The sequence below is a fragment of the Aminobacter sp. UC22_36 genome (assembly GCF_044056035.1).
Lineage (GTDB): Bacteria > Pseudomonadota > Alphaproteobacteria > Rhizobiales > Rhizobiaceae > Aminobacter.
Window position 1 is genome coordinate 2,019,389 of the sequence record NZ_CP171996.1, and the last position, 18,025, is coordinate 2,037,413.

Below are 18,025 nucleotides of genomic sequence, written 5' to 3' on the forward strand. Positions count from 1 at the left end.
ACATTTTCCGGTGCATTCGCCAATCCCTAGGGAGCGAGCGGCAGGCTGCACAGCCTGGGTCGAGTGTCGCCAATGAATGCGATTCGGGCAAGGTCACCTGGGGCAGCGATGGCGGCGGCGTTTCCTTAGGAAAGGTCACGATGCCGGCAAGCGCCGGCGGGCGATCGCGGCGTGGAAGCGGGCGCCATGGATCAGCGCCTCGTCATTGAAATCGAAGGACGCATTGTGCAGCGGCGCCGAGGCCTCGCCATTGCCGATATAGGCGAAGCAGCCGGGCACGTGATCGAGGAAGCGGGCGAAATCTTCCGATGCGGTGACGATCTCGCCATTGCCGTTGACCGCGCCGGCGGCAAACACCGAGGCTGCCGCCTCAAGCGCAGAAGCAGTGGCGCCGGCGTCGTTGACCAGCGGTACGAACTCCCTGCTGTAGGTCACCTCCGCGGTGCAGTTGTAGGTCAGCGCCGTGCCCTCGGCGATGACGCGCATCTGCCGTTCGATCTCGGCGCTGACATCGGGCCGAAAGCTGCGCGCGTCGCCAAGGATGCGGGCGAAGCCGGGCAGGGCGTTGCGGGTGCCGTCGGTCAAAAGTTCTGTCACCGAAACGACCGATATGTCTGCCGGGCTCAGCCGGCGCGAAACAATCGTCTGCAGGTTCGTCACGACGGCGCAGGCGGCAACCAACACTTCGCGGCCAAGATGCGGCCGGGCGGCGTGGCCGCCAAGGCCACGCAGCACGATCTCGAAATTGTCCTCTGCCGACATGATAGGTCCGGGGCGGGTCTCGAAATAGCCGACCGGGAGGCCCGGCATGTTGTGCAGGCCATAGATCTCGTCGAAGGGAAAGCGCGTCATCAGGCCGTCGTCGAGCATGGCGAGCGCGCCCTTGCCCCATTCCTCCGCCGGCTGGAAGATGAAGCGAACGGTGCCGTCGAAGCCGCCCTCGCTGGCGAGCAGGTTTGCCGCTCCCAGCAGCATCGTTGTGTGACCGTCATGGCCGCAGGCATGCATGATGCCGGGATTTTGCGAGGGGTAGTCGTGGCTCGCCTGCTCGGCGATGCGCAAGGCGTCCATATCGGCCCTGAGCGCAATGGCGCGATTGCCAGAACCACGGCGCAGCGTGCCGACGACGCCGGTCCCGCCGACACCTTCGACAACCTCGTCGAGGCCGAAGGCCCTGAGTTGTGCCGCCACGAACGCGCTGGTGCGCTTTTCCTCGAAGCCGAATTCGGGATGGGCGTGCAGGTCGCGCCGCCAGGCGGTCATCTCGGCGATGAGAGCTTCGTGGTCGAGCGCGGCCATGTGCTGATCCCCAAGGGTTGGAGATGCAGCCTCGCCCGGATTGACGGGGGCAGGCAAGGCTTGTCGGTGGGGCCAGGGAAGAGGCTTGCCTTCTCCCCGTCGGGGAGAAGGGGAAGGGCAGCTCAGCTCGCCTTGAGGCGCGAGCCGCGCAGCAGGCCCTGTTCCTCAAGCACCGGATAGGCCATCGAGGCAAGCATCGAGTTGATCTGCTTGAGGTCGCGGATGGTATCGAGGTGGATCGAGGAGGTCTCGACGCTCTTGATGGTGCCGTCGCGCAAGCGCAGAAAATGGCTCTGGCTGGTCTGCTTTTCGACGTCGCGCAGCCGGTCCTTCTCCAGTACGAGCTGGCGGGCGGTGTTGGCGTCGCGCGACACCAGCACATTGAAGGCAAGGCGCGCATTGGCCATGACCGATGCGTGGAAGCTCGCCAGTTCGCGCCAGCCCTCGGGCGTGAATTCGAGGCCGCGGTCGAGCTTCTTCTGCACATGGGCGAGCATGTTGCGCACGATGATGTCGCCGACCTGCTCGAGCTTGACGCAGGCGCCGAGCAGTTCCTGGCAACGCAGCGCCTCGTCCTCGGTCATCGGCCGGATGGTGGCCTTGGCGAGGTAGAGCTTGATCGCCGCATGCTTGCGGTCGACCCGGTCGTCGAGCGAAGCGAGAGCCGCGATCTTGTCGGCGTCGGGTTTTTCGTAAAGCTCGATGATGCGCTGGAGCATGATCTCGACGGTCTCGCAGACGCGCACCGTTTCGCGTGTCGCATTGGCCAGTGCCTGGGAAGGGGTGTCGAGGGCGGCTTCGTTGAGGGCGCTCAGTTCGGCAACCGCCATCTCCTTGGCCGGATCGCTCTTGGTGCCAAGGGCGACGATCTTTTCCGAGGCGCTGTAGACGAGCTTGGCGAGCGGAATGCCGGCGACCAGGATGATGCAGTTGAACAGGATGTGGGCGTTGATGATCTGGTCGGGCACCGTCGAACCGAGGAAGGCGACAGACGGCTTGGTCCACAAGAAGGCGACCAGCATGACCAGCGAGCCGGCACCGCGCATCAGAAGGTTGCCGATGGGTACGACACGCACGCCCGGCTCGGCGTTGCGGGTGAGCAAGGGCGCGATGATCGAGCTGCCGAGATTGACGCCGAGCACCAAAACGATGCCAAGCTCGGGCGGAACGAAGCCGCGGCCGGCGAGCGTGACGATCAAAAGCACGGCGGCGATCGAGGAATGGAACAGCCAGGTGACGACGGCGGCAAGCAAATAGGCGGTGATGGGATCGCCGGCGAAATAGTCGACGATGACAGGCAGAAGCTTGCTTTCGCGCAGCGGCTCGGAGGCCTGGCCGACCATTTCAAGCGACAGCACCAGAAGCCCGATGCCAACGAGGATGCGGCCGGTCTGCTGCCAGCTGCGACGGTCGGTGGCCAGAAACATGGTGGTGCCGGCGGCAAGGCAAATCGGCACCAGAAGCGACAGGTCGAAGGTCAGGATCTTGATGACAAGTGCCGATCCGATTTCAGCACCACGCACGGCGAGCTGGCCTGCGATGCCGCTGACGATGCCAGCCCCGGCAAAGGAGCCGACAAGCAATGTGACGGCGGTGGAACTCTGGAAGGCGATGGCAAGGGCGGTGCCCGCCAACACGGCGAGGATCGGGTTGCGCATGGTGTTGCGCAGCTTGTGGCGCAAAACGTCGCCATAGGCGCGTTCGACGCCGGTGCGCACCATGCGCGTGGCGAACAGCAAAAGCGCGACTGCGCCGGCGAGATGAAGCAGGACGACCGAGCCGCTCATCGGGCGCACCTATGGGGGCTGCACCTAGGGGCGTTGGAGGGGGCAACCGCGACGGTTTGGGCGCTTATGCGAATCACTGTCATGAACATGCCGATTAGATTAGCCGGATAATATTTTTCGTCCATATTGCACACGTGTGCACCGCATCGCAAGATGCGCGATCGATGATATATAGGGATACATCCGGGCGAGCTTCCGGTTCCACAACGACCGCCGGACGGCGCAATCGGGATGTTTGCCAAGCGGCTGGCCTGTGAACAGCGGGCATGGCGCCGAATAGGAGTCGTGTCGGAGCAGGCGAGCGCCTATATCAGGTTGAAACAAGCAGGACCCGATGCGCTTTTCCGACGGATTTTTGAGCGAAATACGCGACCGCGTGCCGATTTCGGCCGTGGTCGGCCTGCGCGTGACCTGGGACCGCAAGAAGACCAACGCGCCGCGCGGCGATTTCTGGGCGTGCTGCCCGTTCCATGGCGAAAAATCGCCGTCGTTCCACTGCGAGGACCGCAAGGGCCGCTATCACTGCTTCGGCTGCGGTGTTTCGGGCGACCATTTCCGCTTCTTCACCGAACTCGACGGCATGACCTTCCCCGAGGCGGTGGAGCGTGTCGCCGAGATGGCCGGCGTGCCGATGCCGGCGCGTGATGCGCAAGAAGAGCGCCGCGAGCGCGAACGCGCCTCGCTGCACGACGTGATGGAACTGGCGACCAGGTTCTTCGAGGACCGGCTGCAATCGTCCGATGGGGCAAGGGGACGTGCCTATCTGCGCGACCGCGGGCTTGCGCCGGCGACGCAGCAGCAGTTCCGGCTCGGCTTCGCACCCGACAGCCGCAATGCGCTGAAAGAGTTCCTGGCGTCCAAGGGCATCGAGAAGGCGCAGATGGAGGCCTGCGGGCTGACCGTCTTTGAGGACGTGCCTGTTTCCTACGACCGCTTCCGCGACCGCATCATGTTTCCGATCCCCGACTCACGTGGGCGCATCATCGCCTTTGGCGGACGTGCCATGTCGGCGGAGGTTTCGGCCAAGTACCTCAACTCGCCGGAGACCGAGCTCTTCCACAAGGGCAACGTGCTCTACAATTTCGCCCGCGCCCGCAAGGCGCTGCAGAAGGGCGGGGCGGTGATCGCCGTCGAAGGCTACATGGACGTGATCGCACTGGCCCAAGCCGGTTTCGACAACGTCGTGGCGCCGCTCGGCACCGCACTTACCGAAAACCAGCTCGAGCTGTTGTGGCGCATGTCGGGCGAGCCGGTTCTATGCTTCGACGGCGACAAGGCCGGCCTCAAGGCGGCTTATCGCGCCGCCGACATGGTGCTGCCGCTGGTCGCACCCGGACATACCGCGCGCTTTGCGCTTTTGCCCGAGGGCAAGGACCCCGACGATCTGGTCAGGGCCGAGGGGCCGGAAGCGTTTCGCACGGTGCTTACCGCCGCGCGGCCATTGTCCGAACTGGTCTGGATGCGTGAGACCTCGAATGGCATTTTTGAAACGCCTGAACGGCGGGCGGAACTCGAAAAAACGCTGCGCGAACTGACCGGCAGGATCAAGGACGAGAGCGTTCGCTACCACTACCAGCAGGAAATGCGCGAACGGGTGCTGAACTTCTTCGGCAACCAGCGTGGCCGGCAGCAGGGTCAGGGCGATCGCGGCAAGGGTTCGTTCAGTAAAGGCAGCAAGGGCGGTGAGCGCGGCCAGTGGAACAAGGGTGGCGCAGGCGTTCAGTCCGGCCGCTTTGCCGTGTCGGAAAGCCTGGCGCGATCGGCGATGGTCAAGCGCGCCGGCGGCATCATGCCGCTGCGCGAGGCGGCCCTTGTGGTGGCACTGGTCAACCACCCTTCGCTGATCGACGAGAATTTCGAGCATGTCGAGCGTCTCGATCTGAGCCACGGCGAACTCAAGCAACTGCATTCGGTGCTGATCGACGCGATGGCGCATGGCGAAGCCAACACGCGCGAGGCGGTGGTGGCGGCGATCGAACGCGCTGCCTGCGCCGAGATGTGGGAGCGTGCCGTGGCGCTGGCGCGGCGTGCCCGGCAATGGACGGCGTTCGAGGATGCGGCGATCGAGGATGCCCGCGACGCCTTCGCGCAGACGTTGCACTTGCACCGCAGCGCCCGCACCTTACATAAGGAGCTGAAACAGGCCGAAGTTGCGCTGGCTACCGATCCTACCGACGAAAACTACCGACATCTGGTGGAAGTTCAGGCGCAGTTTCACGACGTGCAGGCCACCGAAGCGCTCATCGAAGGCTTCGGGGTGTCTTCGGGTCGCAGTGGTCGTAACTGACGCAGCGGACCGATTATCCCGCAATTGATTCGCTTTTTTGACGCGAATCATGCGAGAGGCGCTTGACCTTCCGCCGGAATGACGGAATCAGGTCGATTCGAAAAAGTTAACCGGCGGCCAGGTCGCCAGTCGTGTCGATGGCCTGAAAATGCGGATTGGGGCACTTGTCACTGGACAGGAAGATATTCCGCCACAGATATCACGGTTAATCTGGACTTAACACAGGTGCAGCTACTGGCAGTCAGGCGCAGGTTCGATGAGCGCATCTGATTTGCACTGTCCAAGAGTTTAAGCGGCTGACGGGCCGCCTGGAGAAAGCGAAGAATGGCGACAAAAGAAAAGGAAGAGGTCGAGACCGAACGCGAAGGCGCCCCAGACGGACCTTTGCTCGACCTTTCCGATGACGCTGTCAAGAAGATGATCAAAGTCGCGAAGAAGCGCGGCTATGTCACCATGGACGAGCTCAACGCGGTGCTGCCGTCGGAGGAAGTGACCTCCGAACAGATCGAAGACACCATGGCGATGCTCTCCGATATGGGCATCAACGTGGTCGAGGACGACGAGCAGGGTGAGGAAGCCGAGGCCGCCGAAGGCGATGCCGAGGAAGATGCCAACGAGCTTGCCGAGCAGACCGGCACGGCCGTTGCCGCCACCACGACCAAGAAAGAGCCGACCGACCGTACCGACGACCCCGTGCGCATGTATCTGCGCGAAATGGGTTCGGTGGAGCTTCTGTCGCGTGAAGGCGAAATCGCCATCGCCAAGCGCATCGAGGCCGGCCGCGAGACGATGATCGCCGGCCTGTGCGAGAGCCCGCTGACCTTCCAGGCCATCATCATCTGGCGTGACGAGCTCAACGAAGCCAAGATCCTGCTGCGCGAGATCATCGATCTCGAAGCGACCTATGCCGGCCCCGAGGCCAAGCAGGCGCCGATCGTCGAGCGTGTCGATGAAGACGCCAAGGCCAAGACCGACGAAAAGCCGCGCCGCGGCGGCCGCGATGAAGAAGACGACATCACCAATGTGGGTGGCGACACCCGCGGCGAGGACGACGAGGAAGAAGACGACGAGGCGAGCCTGTCGCTGGCTGCCATGGAAGCGGAACTGCGTCCGCAGGTCATGGAAACCCTCGATGTCATCGCCGACACCTACAAGAAGCTGCGCAAGCTGCAGGACCAGCAGGTCGAGAACCGTCTCGCTGCTGCCGGCACGCTGTCGCCGAGCCAGGACCGTCGCCTCAAGGAGCTGAAGGACCAGCTCGTCAAGGCGGTGAAGTCGCTGTCGCTCAACAACGCCCGCATCGAGGCACTTGTTGAGCAGCTCTACGACATCAACAAGCGGCTGGTGCAGAACGAAGGCAAGCTGCTGCGCCTCGCCGAAAGCTACGGTGTGCGCCGCGAGGAATTCCTGCGCGAATACCAGGGCTCGGAACTTGATCCGAACTGGACGCGCTCGATCGCCAACCTGTCCAGCCGTGGCTGGAAGGAGTTCACCAAGAACGAGAAGGATACGATCCGCGACCTGCGCGCCGAGATCCAGAACCTCGCCACCGAAACGGCGATCTCGATCCTGGAATTCCGCAAGATCGTCAATCAGGTGCAGAAGGGCGAACGCGAGGCAGCGATCGCCAAGAAGGAGATGGTGGAAGCCAACCTTCGTCTCGTCATCTCGATCGCCAAGAAGTACACCAACCGCGGCCTGCAGTTCCTCGATCTGATCCAGGAAGGCAACATCGGACTGATGAAGGCGGTCGACAAGTTCGAGTACCGCCGCGGCTACAAGTTCTCGACCTATGCGACATGGTGGATCAGGCAGGCGATCACGCGTTCGATCGCCGACCAAGCCCGTACCATCCGCATTCCGGTGCACATGATCGAAACGATCAACAAGATCGTCCGTACCTCGCGCCAGATGCTGCACGAGATCGGCCGCGAGCCGACGCCGGAAGAACTGGCCGAAAAGCTCGCCATGCCGCTCGAAAAAGTGCGCAAGGTGCTGAAGATCGCCAAGGAACCGATCTCGCTTGAAACGCCTGTCGGTGACGAGGAGGATTCGCACCTCGGCGATTTCATCGAAGACAAGATGGCGATCCTGCCGATCGACGCGGCGATCCAGGCGAACCTGCGTGAGACCACCACGCGCGTGCTCGCCTCGCTCACCCCGCGCGAGGAACGCGTGCTGCGCATGCGCTTCGGCATCGGCATGAACACCGACCACACCCTCGAAGAGGTCGGCCAGCAGTTCTCGGTCACCCGTGAACGTATCCGCCAGATCGAAGCCAAGGCGCTGCGCAAGCTCAAGCATCCGAGCCGCTCCAGGAAGCTGAGAAGCTTCCTGGACAGCTAAGCAAACCGCAAGCTGCGTTCGTTCCTCGACAGCTGAGGCAACGACAAGATCACAAAGCCCCGCACCGAAAGGTCGCGGGGCTTTTTTGCGCGCGGCGCGGAATTGGACCGTGGTGGCGAAGGCCAGAACCGTCGCGGCCTAGGCGCTTTTCGTCGGGTCGCCGACCTCGGCATTCAAGCGCACCGCTTCCCGGACGAGCTTTTCCGCAAGCGCTGTATCCACCGTGTCGCCCTCATGGAACGTCATGGTGGCCAGTTCATATTTGCCACCTGTTTTCAGCTTCGGCTCGATGTCGCGCAGCCGCTTGCCGCGCCAGAAGCCGAAGAGAACGCGGGCTTCTTCCGCACGGATGAGCAGGACCGGGCCGTTGGAAAAGCAGACGATGTGGCCCCATTTGATGCGCGCCTCGGGATCGCCGGCGGCGCGGGTGGCAGCACGCAAGGCCTCGACGATGTCACGGCGCCAGCCGCTCAAGGCCGCGACATAGGCCTCGGGGCTCTCCGCCGGAACTTCCTTGCGCATCATCTGGCTGTTCTCCCCCTGCCCGCGAGGCTATCCCGATCGCGCCGGCTGCGCCATACGGTGTGCAACGTTCAGTGCCTAGCTGCCGCCTCGCCCCAGTGCTGGTCCGACATAGCGGGCGCGCGGGCGGATCAACACGCCTGAGGTCAGTTGCTCGATGGCATGGGCGACCCAGCCGACGGAGCGGGCGATGGCGAAGAACGCCGTCTCATGGCCGATCGGCAGCCCGAACATGCGCACCATCACCGCCAGCGCATAATCGATGTTGGGATGCAGGCCGGTGGCTTCGGTGATCAGTGTCGGCGCCTCGACGGCGAGGCGCCTGTCGGCACCAGCTTCGGCCAGGGCGGCCAGCAGGCTGTCGGCGCGCGGATCGCCGTCGCGGTAGACGGTGTGGCCGAAGCCGGGGATGCGGTCGCCGATGGCGACGCGCTCGCGGATGTTAGCGGCGACGTCGGTGGCGGCGAAATCGGCCACCATATGCGCAGCCAGTGGTCCGGCCCCGCCATGCTTGGGGCCTTTCAGCGCGACCAGGCCTGATATCAGCGCGTCGTAGAGGTTGATCCCGGTGGAGGCGGCGCAACGCACCGTCCAGGTCGAAGGGTTGAGCTCGTGGTCGGCAAGCAGCACCAGCGCGCGGCGGAAAATCGCCTGGGCATGCGGATTGCCCGGCGCCCAGGCGTTCGCCACCTGCAGATGGATCGGTGCGGGCGATGGCGTGGTGCCGAGGATGCCTGAGGTGAGCAGACGAACGGCACGGGCGCCGACCTCGACGCGGCCCTGGCGCGAGCGGTTGAAGGCACGTGAATCGTTGCCGCCGGCCAGCGCCAGCATGGCGATGGCGCGGGGAATAGGGGCTTCGCCCGTGGTGACCGAGGCCACCGCGCGCATGGTGTCGCTGACGACAGGCATGTTGGTGGCGGCGAAGGGGTCGGCGTCGTTCATGTCCCACAAGAGCGTTGCCGCCTGTTCCAGCGTCGCGTGTTCGGCGAGCGCCACCGCCTGGACGCCGCGATAGACCGAGCCTTCGCTGGTGATGGTGGAGATCGCCGAATCCAGAACCGGCGCCTCGGTTTCGCCGGCGCTTGCCAGGCCAGCCGGGGCACGCCGCGCCAGAAGCGCGCGCACGTCGTCGGCGCGGTAGCGCCGGGCGCGGGCATCGTCCGACGGTTCAGAACGGATCATGCCGCGGCTGACATAGGCGTATAGCGTCGCCGGCGAGACGGCGAGCTCGCCTGCGGCCTCGCGGGCGGAGAGATAGAGCGGTTCGGACGCTTTTTCATATTGATCAAGCTAATCAAGATTGATCAATATGAAAAGAGCCGCATCTTTCTGCAGTGCAGCAAGGAGCAAGCCCCATGACACTTCATCAGACCACCGCCGGACTGGACGGCGTGACCGCAGCCATGACCGCACTTTCCCATGTCGACGGCGAGGGTGGCGAACTGATCATCGCCGGCAGCCGCGTGGCGCAGCTGGCCGCCGAGACCGATTTCGAAGGTGCCGCCGCCCGTCTGCTTTCGGCAGCCGGCAAGGAAACGGCCGCTGATGAATTGAGGGCGAAGCTTGGCGAAGCACGTGCCTGCGCCTTTGCGCGGCTCGACAAGATTCTGCCCGCAACCGAAGGCCTGGCGCTCGGCGCCGGCTTCCGCGCCGCGATCGCTGCGATCGACAAGGAAGAGGGGCTCGACGACGAGGTGGCGCTTCTCGGCGCGATGCCAGTTCTGGCGGCCGCTCTTGCGCGCAGCGCTGAAGGCCTCGTGCCCGTGGCGCCCGACGCCAGCCTCGGCCAGGCCGCCGACATGCTGCGGATGATGCGCGGCAAGGCGGCGAGCGATGCGGAGGCGGCGGCGCTCGACGCTTATCTCGTCACTGTCAGTGACCACGGCATGAACGCTTCCACCTTTGCCGCGCGTGTCGTCGCCTCGACCCAGGCCGATCTCTTCATGGCGGTCACTGCAGGCTATTGTGCGCTTTCGGGCCCGCTGCATGGCGGCGCGCCGGCGCCGGTGCTCGACATGCTGGAAGCGATCGGCAAAGCCGACAACATCGCCCCCTGGATCGACGCGGCACTGGCGCGCGGCGAGCGCCTGATGGGGTTTGGCCATCGCATCTACAAGGTGCGCGACCCGCGCGCCGACGTGCTGAAGCGGTCGGTGGGCACGCTGGGTTCCGAGGGCATGGATCTCGGTCTTGCCGCCGAGGTCGAAGGTTATGCACGCGAGGCATTGGCCCGCGCCAAGCCGGGTCGGCGTCTCGACACCAATGTCGAGTTTTACACCGCCATCCTGCTCGGTGCGCTCGACATTCCGCGCGAGGCCTTTACGCCGGTCTTCGCGGTCGGCCGCACGGCTGGCTGGGTTGCACATGCGCTGGAACAGCAGCGCACCGGGCGCCTGCTGCGCCCGGCCTCGGTCTATACCGGGACGATGCCCGCCTGAGGCTACAGTCGCGCCACAACTTACGCAAAGCCCGGGCAGGATCCCGGGCTTTTTCATTTGGCAATTGCCTTTGGCTGGCGCAACTCTAGTTGCTGCGATTGGACAGGAAGCTTGAAGGGAGGGTGCGATGCGGCGGCTTGTGGCGAGCTCGGTGGGACTGGCGGCCTTTTCGCTTGTTATGATGGGGGCGGCGGCGGCACCGGCGCAAAAGCCCATCGGCATGGCAAATCCAGCGTCGGTGCATTGCGGCAACATCGGCGGCAAGCTCGAGATCCGCAAGGATTCAGCCGGCAACGAGACCGGCTACTGCCGCATGCCCGACGGCAGCATCTGCGAGGAGTGGGCGCTGTTCCGCGACCAGAAATGCGTCGCGCCGAAGGAATAGGTCTCAATACAGGCCCGGCACGAGCCGCCAGGTGCGGCTGGCGTAGTCGTCGTATTCCGCGCCGAAGTGGCCGCGCAGGAGCCGCTCCTCGGACAGGATGCGGGCGACCAGCGGCACCAGAGTGAGGCCGACCAGGACGACACCCACGCCCGAGCGGAAGACAAGCGCCCAGCCGAGCGCATTGACCATCAGGCCGAGATAGCTGGGATGGCGGATGAGCGCGTAGATGCCCGAGGTAACCAGCCTGTGCCCGGGCTGGATGGCGACCAGCCCGCTGAAACGGCTGCCGAGCACGAAAAACGGCCATAGCCTGAGCACGCCGCCGGCAGCAAACAAGAGCACGCCGATCCAGCGGACCGTTTCGCCGCCGATGGTCCAGAAGCCGATACGGTCGGTGTAGGCTGGCAGGAAGGCATTGAGCAGGCCGATGATGCCCAGGGCCGGCAGCACCCAGCGATTGGCGCGGTGCTCCTGCTCGCCTGAGCTGAGATTGGCGCCGCTGATCAGCGCGGCCGCCATCAGGACGACGGTGAGGACAGCAGCAGCGGTGCGGGCCGGGTTGGAGAAGAATGCCGCGAACCCGCCCGCGCCGAGGATCGCGAGCCCAAGGCTGACAAGCGTGCCGGCCACGCCAAGGATGAGCATTTTGAGAGAGGGCATTGTTTTCCGTGTCCCCGCTGCAGGTATCTCCACCTTAGCGGGAAAGTACGTGCCAAAGGCAAGGGCGGCAGTGTACTATGCCGCTTCTTGCTTGCTGAACAATACTGAGAGAAGCTGTCATCATCTCTACAGGAGAACGCATTTGTTCGTTCAGGCTTTGGGCGTCATAACGTCGTGTTTGACGTTCTGGCGACGGCTATCTGCGACCACGATCCTGGCGGCAATTGTCATCCTGGCGGGATGCGACGACGATAGGGAGGCATCCACAAGGGTTGGGATTGCTGTTGGGAATCCGTCCGTCAGCTATCCGATTGTGGCGACAATCGTGAAAGGTCCGTCGTCGATCTCGGAACTGTTCCTGCTAAATCTGGAAGACGGTTCTGTGCGTCGACGAAGGCCGGCCCAGCTTAATCCCAACTCGATAACGGACTTGGTGGAGAAAAAGGGCGCGTTCCTGCTGACCGCAGTCCGCGTCTCTGGTTCAAGTTACGCGACTATCAAATACGACTTCTTCGCGGATCGAGAGCAAGTCCTTTGGGAAAGTGGTCAGCCGATCAGGCTGCCGTTTCAGTTGGGCGGCCGTGTCTGTGCGTGGCAACCATCGAAATACACGCCCAAGGGGCAGGCGATGGCATTGAGCCCAATCTGCGGAAGCAAACTGTATCCCTCAGCGGTGGTTCCAAGCGCAGATCAGCTCATCATGGCGAAGGAAAAGGCAATCGTCTTGCAGGACTTCGGCGACAGCTCTTCGGTCTTCGAAGTGACGTCTGACGGGAATGATTTTCAGATACGAGAAACGAGAATTCCCATCGAGACGTTCCCATATGGATTTCTTCACGGGGCCAGTTTCTACGTTTCCGGCAGCAATTCCGACAAGCGAGTATTTGAGCTTATTAATGGCGGCGTGTCTGAAAATACGTCGAAAATATCGGATCGATTGGCTCGCTCGTATCAGGGTAAAGTGGACCAAGTGCTGTTCATGGATGACAAGGTGACTGCACTGATATCGGCCGACTACTCGAATTATTCGGTTACCTTCTCCCTCGTTGACGTGGCCGGAAACAAGATCAGGCGGCATGTGCTTGACTTGCGCACTGGGCATTAAGCGAGACCCGCGCGACTGATGCCGCGCGGTCGAATGGCTCACCTGCAGGCGGTCTTCAGCCTGCTCGCTTCGAGAGCCGTGCCGTTGAGCTTCAGCACCGAGCCATCCGCCTGGGTCAGCGAGGTGCCTGACCACGCGCCCTGGTCGGCCAGGCAGTTGAGCGGCGTGCCGACGACGGTGACGTCGCCGCGGATGTTCTCGGCCGGCCCGGAGACATAGAGCCCGGCCTTGGTGGCACGCTCGACACGCATATTGCCGAAGTCGATGTTCTTCACCGGGCCACCGAGGAAATCCCACTCGCTGCCGTAGATGTAGGCGCCATAGCTGCCGGCATTGCTGATGGTGACATCCTTGAAGCTGATGCCGGAGACCGGGTTCAGGAAGATGCCGGCATTGCGGGTGCCGTCGATGGTGAGCCCACGAACATTGACGTTGGTCGTCAGCGCATTCTCAGGCAGGGTCGAGGCGGTAACGAGCATCAGGCCGTTGATGCCGCCCTTCAAGGTCATGTCGGTGATGGAGACATCAGACGTGCCCTGAAGCACCACCAGGTCCATGTCCAGGCCCTGTTCGGAATTGTCGATGGTGACCTTGTTCATCGTCACGTCGTTGGCGGCGACGAGCAGGATGCCTTCGCGGCGTGACTTGCTGATCTTGACGTTGTCGATGACGATGTCGGTCGCAGCATGGGTGATCACCTCGGGCCAGTCGCTCTGGTCGATACGGCTGCCGGCGAAGATGCCATAGGTGACACTGTCGATCACCGTATCGCGGACCGTCAGCCCACTGGTGCCGAGCGCGGCGATGGCGGCGTGCGGTGCGCGGTTCGGTCTGCCAACGGCGAACTCGCAATTGGTGTTGTTGCTGCAGATGTAGAGGTCGTGGATGTTGGCGCCTGATATCGTGGCGCCGGTCACGTTGTCGAGGCGGATGCCGTCGCCCGCGGTACCGGAGATGTCGACGCCGCTGATTACGATGTTCGAAGCGCCGGAGGAAGCTATGCCGGCGAGGCCGCCGGTGATCGCAACGCCTGCGACTTCGCTGCCGGTGCCCATGGTGACGACGTTGGCGGCGGCGTCAGTGCCTGTCAGCCTGGCTGCCTCGCCGTCGGCGCGGAACGCCGCCTGGATGCGGCTGTTGGCGCCGCGCACGGTGATCGATCCGCCGCCGCCGAGCAAATGCTGGCCTGCGCCGAGCTGCAGCGTCTGGCCAAGCGAGATGCCGCCATTGGCCAGCACCAGCGCGTTGGTGCCGGCGGTGGTGAGTGCCGCGTTGATGGCAGCCGCATTGCCCGTTGCCGATGAAATCGAGACAACCTTGCCAACGGTCTGGCCGCCATGGACGAACTCGGCTGCCTCGATCACGCCGTCGCTATCGGCATAAGTGCGGACGAAGTTCGAGCGTTCGACGCGCTGGAACATCGGATCGAAGGCGGCCTTGCCGGTGCGGCTCGATCCGCCGAGCGGCACGCGCAGCCGCGCGGTGAGGCCGAATTCGGTGCGGTCCTCATTGTCGTAGGAAACTGACGCGCCGAGCGCCAGCGTCGAGCCGGCGACACCGGGCAGGCCAGAGAAGCTGACCTCGGTGCGTGCCTTGACGCCAAGGGTGCCGTCGAGGCCGCGTGCGCCGTCATACCAGTAGGCGCCGCCAAAAACCTTCATCTCGGCGTTCATGCCTTCGGGGAAGACGGGCAGGCGCATGCCGACTTCCGTATCGGCGCCGGTGCGGGCGAATTCGCGGCCGGCCTGGAACTTGAGCTCGCTGCCGGAAACGAAGGCGTGGCTCAGGCCTGCTGCGAACTTGTCGTCGCCGAGCGGCAGATAGACGTTGGCGCGTCCCTCATAGATCGGGCCGAGTGCTTCGACGCCGAAAGACAGCTGGTTGAAGGTGTTGCCGTGTTCGCTGTTGAAGACGTCGAGATAGCCATAACCACCAAGCAGCCAACCGCTTTCGATGCGGTGGCGGTAGCCCATGCCGAACGAGGCCTGCCGCGCCGAGCCTTCGACGAAGTGGCCGCTGGCATCGAAGAAGACGCCGTTGCCGCTGTCGAGCAGGAACGGCATGAAGATGCCGAGCCCGCCGGTTCCCTGGCCGTAGGCGAGATTGCCTTCGAATTCGAGAATGGGCTGCTGCGCTTGCGCAAAGGCGCAGGAAGAGAGGGCGGTGCCGGAGGCCAGCGCCGCAACAAACAGGCTTGGGAATTTCATGGCAGGTACTTCAAATTTCCGATTGAACGTCGGTGAGCTATAATACTTGAATAAAATAGTCCAGATTAATCCGTGGATTGCGCGGCGCTGCCTGTGGACGACATTTCGCCTTTTGTTTCAGTGCGTTGAGTCTAAATTAGACCTTCCAGGTTGGAGCATTTGTTTGAAACGGCTGCGGACGCTGGGGCAGTTGTCGACCGTGGCAAAGGACCGAGCCAGTCGCCGCCGCCTGCTGCGGCAAGTTGGCTTTCCATTGGTCCAGACAGGCGCACCCGGCAGCAGGTCATGCTGCCGGGTGCGGTTCACGGCTAGCGGGCCGGCGGTATCGCAACGACAAGCGCCACGATGCGCCTGACCAGCGGTAGGACCAGCAGCAGCGTCGGGAACGCCACCAGCCAGGACAGCGCCCAGGCGGCGGACCAGGTCGACAGGAAGGCAGGCGTCGGCCCGGGGCTTTTCAGCGTCGAGATGGCCGAGACGACCGACGACATCAGCACCGACAGGACCAGCGGCATGATGATGGCAGCGTATCGCGCGGGCAGTTTGCCGCGCGCGCGGGGGTGCGAACGTAAGCTCATAAGATCACTCTTTGGAAGCGGTCGGTCACGAGAGTGCAAGTCACGGCATTCCTCCCGGTCGCGACCGGTTGAATGCGTTGCTTGACGTGAGACGCTTACGGCGTGCACGAAGGCAGCGCGGCCTGGATAGCTTCGACTGCATCAGAATGCAACGGTGTCAGCTATAGCTTTTCGGGTGGCTTTTGCCTGATGTCGTCTTGCACTATGGTCGCCTCACCTTGAGGGAGGACGCCAGTGTCGATCGAATTCCTGCTGACCACGTTGATCATCGTCGCATCGCCCGGCACGGGCGTCGTGTACACGCTGGCGGCGGGGCTGTCGCGCGGCGGCAAGGCGAGCGTGCTTGCGGCCTTCGCCTGCACGCTCGGCATCGTGCCGCACCTGATCGCGGCACTGACCGGCCTTGCTGCGCTGCTGCACACCAGCGCGCTGCTTTTCGAGATCGTCAAATATGCCGGTGTCGCCTATCTGCTCTACATGGCTTGGCAGAGCCTGCGCGAGCACGGCGCGCTCAAGGTCGAAGCCAATGCCGATCCGCGCAGCGCCTGGCAGGTACTTGTCGACGGCATCCTGATCAACGTGCTCAACCCGAAGCTGTCGATCTTCTTCGTCGCCTTCCTGCCGCAGTTCATCGCGCCGAACGAGGCGAACGTGCTCGGGCGCATGCTGGAACTGTCTGGTGTGTTCATGCTGGCGACCTTCGTCATCTTTGCCATCTATGGGCTGTGCGCCGCCGCCGTACGCGACAAAGTGACGGGCAGCCCACGCGTTATGACCTGGATGCGGCGCACCTTTGCCGCGGCCTTTGTCATGCTCGGCGCCAAGCTGGCCCTGACGGAACGCTGACATTGGCCCTGTCGGCCGGGTTGCCCGGCCGCTGCGGCTGCGCTTTAGTCGGGCTCGATGAGATTTTGCACCGAGCCCGACGATATGCAGTTCCACCTTGCCCTGGAAGATCCCGCCACGCCTGATGTGATTGCGCTTTTGGAAGCGGGCGATGCCTATGGTGCGTCGCTATACCCGGCGGAAAGCAACCACTTCCTGCCGCTCGATGCATTACGCGCACCCAATGTCCGCTTCGTCGTCGCCCGCGACGGCCAGGGCACGGCAGTGGCCACCGGAGCCATCGCGCTGGCGGACGGCTTTGCCGAGCTGAAGCGCATGTGGGTGGTGCCCGAAGCCAGGGGCAAAGGGATTTCAAAGGCCGTTCTCGCCGACCTCGAGGCAAGGGCCTTCGATGCCGGCCATGCGCTGCTGCGTCTGGAAACCGGCATCGACAACCACGAGGCCCTGGCACTCTACGAACGCAAGGGCTTCATCCGCCGCGGGCCCTTCGGCTGTTATCGCGAGGACCCGCTCAGCGTGTTCATGGAAAAGCAGCTTGGCGCGGCCGCCGAGACTGCCTGACGGGGGCTCCGGAAGCGAAGCTCCCGGCGTTCCTGCCTAGTTCGCGCTGGCCGGGAAGGCCGGCAACTTGGCGATGTCCTTGGCATCATGCTGGACAACGAGTGTCGCGTTCAGCGCCTTCGCCATGTCCTGAAGGCGGCTCATCGACGCCAGCGATTGCGCCCGGTCGGCGTTGAACGGCGGCACGCCGCTGTTGGCGAACTGCTCTTCGAAATGCACGGTGTCGCCGCTCAATAGCACAGGCCCGTTGCCGGCGAGCCGGACCAGCAGCGAATGGCTGCCATGGGTGTGGCCGGGCGTCGACAGCATGACTACGGAGCCATCGCCGAACACGTCCTTATCGCCTTCGACGGCTTCGACCACAGCCTTGCCGTCGAGCCATGGCGTGACCAGGGAAGGGTCGACGGCGAAGGCCGGCGGCTCGGCCCGGAAGCCATCCAGGTCGGCCTTGCCGATCAGCAGCCTGGCTTGCGGGAAATCGGCGGCCTGGCCGATATGGTCGAAATGGTTGTGGCTGATGCCGACGGTTTCGATCTTCTCCGGAGCCACGCCGATCTCGGACAGCTGGTCCTTGATCGTCGTGGCCAGGCTCGGCTTCATGCCGCCGCCGTCCTGCGATGCGCCGAGGAGCGCTGCCGGCAGACCGGTGTCCCACAGCATGTAGGATGTGTCGTGGCGGATCAGGTAGCAGCTGTCGGTCAGGGTCCGCTCTTCGCCCTGATACCGCAGCGTGTCGGAGAAGGCGGACAGATCGCTGATCTTGATCGATCCGCAATCAAGGCGCCAGAGTTCGACGTCGGCGGCCTGTGCGGCACCAAATGCCGGCAGCGCCAGCATGGCGGCGAGCAGATATTGTCTTGGGTTCATTTCGGATCTCCTTGAAAGCGGCGACGGCGTCGTTTGCCGGCGCGGCGTCAAAATGGTCCGCTGATGTCAGGGAGGCGTGCCTGAAATTGGCGCCATATGTGCCCGAAACGCTCAAAGTGAAGTCGACAGTGTTC

The 18,025-nt window shown here is 63.7% G+C and carries 15 protein-coding genes; 7 read left to right on the forward strand and 8 right to left on the reverse strand.

Translation table 11 applies throughout. The annotated features are described in order from the left end of the window. Positions 1–135 precede the first annotated feature (135 nt). Both ACHMW7_RS13135 and ACHMW7_RS13140 read right to left on the reverse strand, forming a co-directional pair. A complete protein-coding gene (locus tag ACHMW7_RS13135; protein WP_395450657.1) occupies positions 136–1,299 on the reverse strand; it encodes an amidohydrolase in 1,164 nt (387 codons plus the stop codon). 122 nt (positions 1,300–1,421) lie between these two features. Next, on the reverse strand, positions 1,422–3,086 hold the full coding sequence (locus ACHMW7_RS13140) for a Na/Pi cotransporter family protein (protein WP_395450658.1): 1,665 nt from the start codon (positions 3,084–3,086) through the stop codon (positions 1,422–1,424). A 334-nt stretch (positions 3,087–3,420) separates the two neighbouring features. On the opposite strand from ACHMW7_RS13140, the gene dnaG reads away from it, so the two are divergent. Continuing rightward, a complete protein-coding gene (gene dnaG, locus ACHMW7_RS13145; RefSeq protein ID WP_395450659.1) occupies positions 3,421–5,373 on the forward strand; it encodes a DNA primase in 1,953 nt (650 codons plus the stop codon). Positions 5,374–5,697: 324 nt separating this feature from the next. After that, the gene (gene rpoD, locus ACHMW7_RS13150) at positions 5,698–7,719 is read left to right on the forward strand and encodes an RNA polymerase sigma factor RpoD (protein WP_395450660.1); all 2,022 of its coding nucleotides are present in this window, start codon (positions 5,698–5,700) and stop codon (positions 7,717–7,719) included. A gap of 138 nt (positions 7,720–7,857) precedes the next feature. Here the strand turns inward: rpoD and ACHMW7_RS13155 are convergent, their stop codons facing one another. Further along, positions 7,858–8,244, reverse strand: coding sequence for a DUF1801 domain-containing protein (locus tag ACHMW7_RS13155; protein WP_395450661.1), 387 nt, complete (start codon positions 8,242–8,244; stop codon positions 7,858–7,860). A gap of 75 nt (positions 8,245–8,319) precedes the next feature. Then, positions 8,320–9,426: a citrate synthase gene (locus tag ACHMW7_RS13160; protein ID WP_395450662.1), complete on the reverse strand. Its 1,107-nt coding sequence runs from the start codon at positions 9,424–9,426 to the stop codon at positions 8,320–8,322. 173 nt (positions 9,427–9,599) lie between these two features. Between ACHMW7_RS13160 and ACHMW7_RS13165 the strand changes: the two genes are divergently transcribed. Together ACHMW7_RS13165 and ACHMW7_RS13170 are read left to right on the forward strand one after the other, a co-directional pair. Then, positions 9,600–10,682: a citrate synthase gene (locus tag ACHMW7_RS13165; RefSeq protein WP_395450663.1), complete on the forward strand. Its 1,083-nt coding sequence runs from the start codon at positions 9,600–9,602 to the stop codon at positions 10,680–10,682. Positions 10,683–10,809: 127 nt separating this feature from the next. Beyond that, positions 10,810–11,067 carry a DUF333 domain-containing protein gene (locus tag ACHMW7_RS13170; protein ID WP_395450664.1) on the forward strand — a complete coding sequence of 86 codons (258 nt, stop codon included), beginning with the start codon at positions 10,810–10,812 and terminating at the stop codon, positions 11,065–11,067. A gap of 3 nt (positions 11,068–11,070) precedes the next feature. Here the strand turns inward: ACHMW7_RS13170 and ACHMW7_RS13175 are convergent, their stop codons facing one another. Beyond that, positions 11,071–11,727, reverse strand: a complete 657-nt coding sequence (locus tag ACHMW7_RS13175) for a methyltransferase family protein (protein ID WP_395450665.1) — start codon at positions 11,725–11,727, stop codon at positions 11,071–11,073. Positions 11,728–11,869: 142 nt separating this feature from the next. Here ACHMW7_RS13175 and ACHMW7_RS13180 point away from each other — a divergent pair, with 142 nt between their 5' ends. Next, entirely contained in the window at positions 11,870–12,832 is a 963-nt protein-coding gene (locus tag ACHMW7_RS13180) for a hypothetical protein (RefSeq protein WP_395450666.1), read from the forward strand. A gap of 38 nt (positions 12,833–12,870) precedes the next feature. On the opposite strand, the gene ACHMW7_RS13185 is transcribed toward ACHMW7_RS13180, so the two are convergent. Then, positions 12,871–15,039: a right-handed parallel beta-helix repeat-containing protein gene (locus tag ACHMW7_RS13185; RefSeq protein ID WP_395450667.1), complete on the reverse strand. Its 2,169-nt coding sequence runs from the start codon at positions 15,037–15,039 to the stop codon at positions 12,871–12,873. Between the two features lie 308 nt (positions 15,040–15,347). Further along, complete coding sequence (locus ACHMW7_RS13190) at positions 15,348–15,617, reverse strand: DUF2798 domain-containing protein (protein WP_395450668.1); 270 nt, start codon at positions 15,615–15,617, stop codon at positions 15,348–15,350. Positions 15,618–15,851: 234 nt separating this feature from the next. Between ACHMW7_RS13190 and ACHMW7_RS13195 the strand changes: the two genes are divergently transcribed. Both ACHMW7_RS13195 and ACHMW7_RS13200 read left to right on the forward strand, forming a co-directional pair. Continuing rightward, positions 15,852–16,463, forward strand: a complete 612-nt coding sequence (locus tag ACHMW7_RS13195; protein WP_115731279.1) for a LysE family translocator — start codon at positions 15,852–15,854, stop codon at positions 16,461–16,463. A gap of 57 nt (positions 16,464–16,520) precedes the next feature. Further along, complete coding sequence (locus ACHMW7_RS13200; RefSeq protein WP_395450669.1) at positions 16,521–17,024, forward strand: GNAT family N-acetyltransferase; 504 nt, start codon at positions 16,521–16,523, stop codon at positions 17,022–17,024. Positions 17,025–17,060: 36 nt separating this feature from the next. Here the strand turns inward: ACHMW7_RS13200 and ACHMW7_RS13205 are convergent, their stop codons facing one another. Further along, the gene (locus tag ACHMW7_RS13205) at positions 17,061–17,891 is read right to left on the reverse strand and encodes an N-acyl homoserine lactonase family protein (RefSeq protein WP_395450670.1); all 831 of its coding nucleotides are present in this window, start codon (positions 17,889–17,891) and stop codon (positions 17,061–17,063) included. Between the last annotated feature and the right edge of the window lie 134 nt (positions 17,892–18,025).

Bases quoted from the DNA above. Each gene is read 5' to 3' on its own strand.
- rpoD (WP_395450660.1), top strand. From the start codon at position 5,698: ATGGCGACAAAAGAAAAGGAAGAGGTCGAGACCGAACGCGAAGGCGCC.
- dnaG (WP_395450659.1), top strand. From the start codon at position 3,421: ATGCGCTTTTCCGACGGATTTTTGAGCGAAATACGCGACCGCGTGCCG.
- ACHMW7_RS13175 (WP_395450665.1), bottom strand. From the start codon at position 11,727: ATGCCCTCTCTCAAAATGCTCATCCTTGGCGTGGCCGGCACGCTTGTC.
- ACHMW7_RS13170 (WP_395450664.1), top strand. From the start codon at position 10,810: ATGCGGCGGCTTGTGGCGAGCTCGGTGGGACTGGCGGCCTTTTCGCTT.
- ACHMW7_RS13140 (WP_395450658.1), bottom strand. From the start codon at position 3,086: ATGAGCGGCTCGGTCGTCCTGCTTCATCTCGCCGGCGCAGTCGCGCTT.
- ACHMW7_RS13160 (WP_395450662.1), bottom strand. From the start codon at position 9,426: ATGATCCGTTCTGAACCGTCGGACGATGCCCGCGCCCGGCGCTACCGC.
- ACHMW7_RS13185 (WP_395450667.1), bottom strand. From the start codon at position 15,039: ATGAAATTCCCAAGCCTGTTTGTTGCGGCGCTGGCCTCCGGCACCGCC.
- ACHMW7_RS13200 (WP_395450669.1), top strand. From the start codon at position 16,521: ATGAGATTTTGCACCGAGCCCGACGATATGCAGTTCCACCTTGCCCTG.
- ACHMW7_RS13190 (WP_395450668.1), bottom strand. From the start codon at position 15,617: ATGAGCTTACGTTCGCACCCCCGCGCGCGCGGCAAACTGCCCGCGCGA.
- ACHMW7_RS13155 (WP_395450661.1), bottom strand. From the start codon at position 8,244: ATGATGCGCAAGGAAGTTCCGGCGGAGAGCCCCGAGGCCTATGTCGCG.
- ACHMW7_RS13205 (WP_395450670.1), bottom strand. From the start codon at position 17,891: ATGAACCCAAGACAATATCTGCTCGCCGCCATGCTGGCGCTGCCGGCA.
- ACHMW7_RS13165 (WP_395450663.1), top strand. From the start codon at position 9,600: ATGACACTTCATCAGACCACCGCCGGACTGGACGGCGTGACCGCAGCC.
- ACHMW7_RS13135 (WP_395450657.1), bottom strand. From the start codon at position 1,299: ATGGCCGCGCTCGACCACGAAGCTCTCATCGCCGAGATGACCGCCTGG.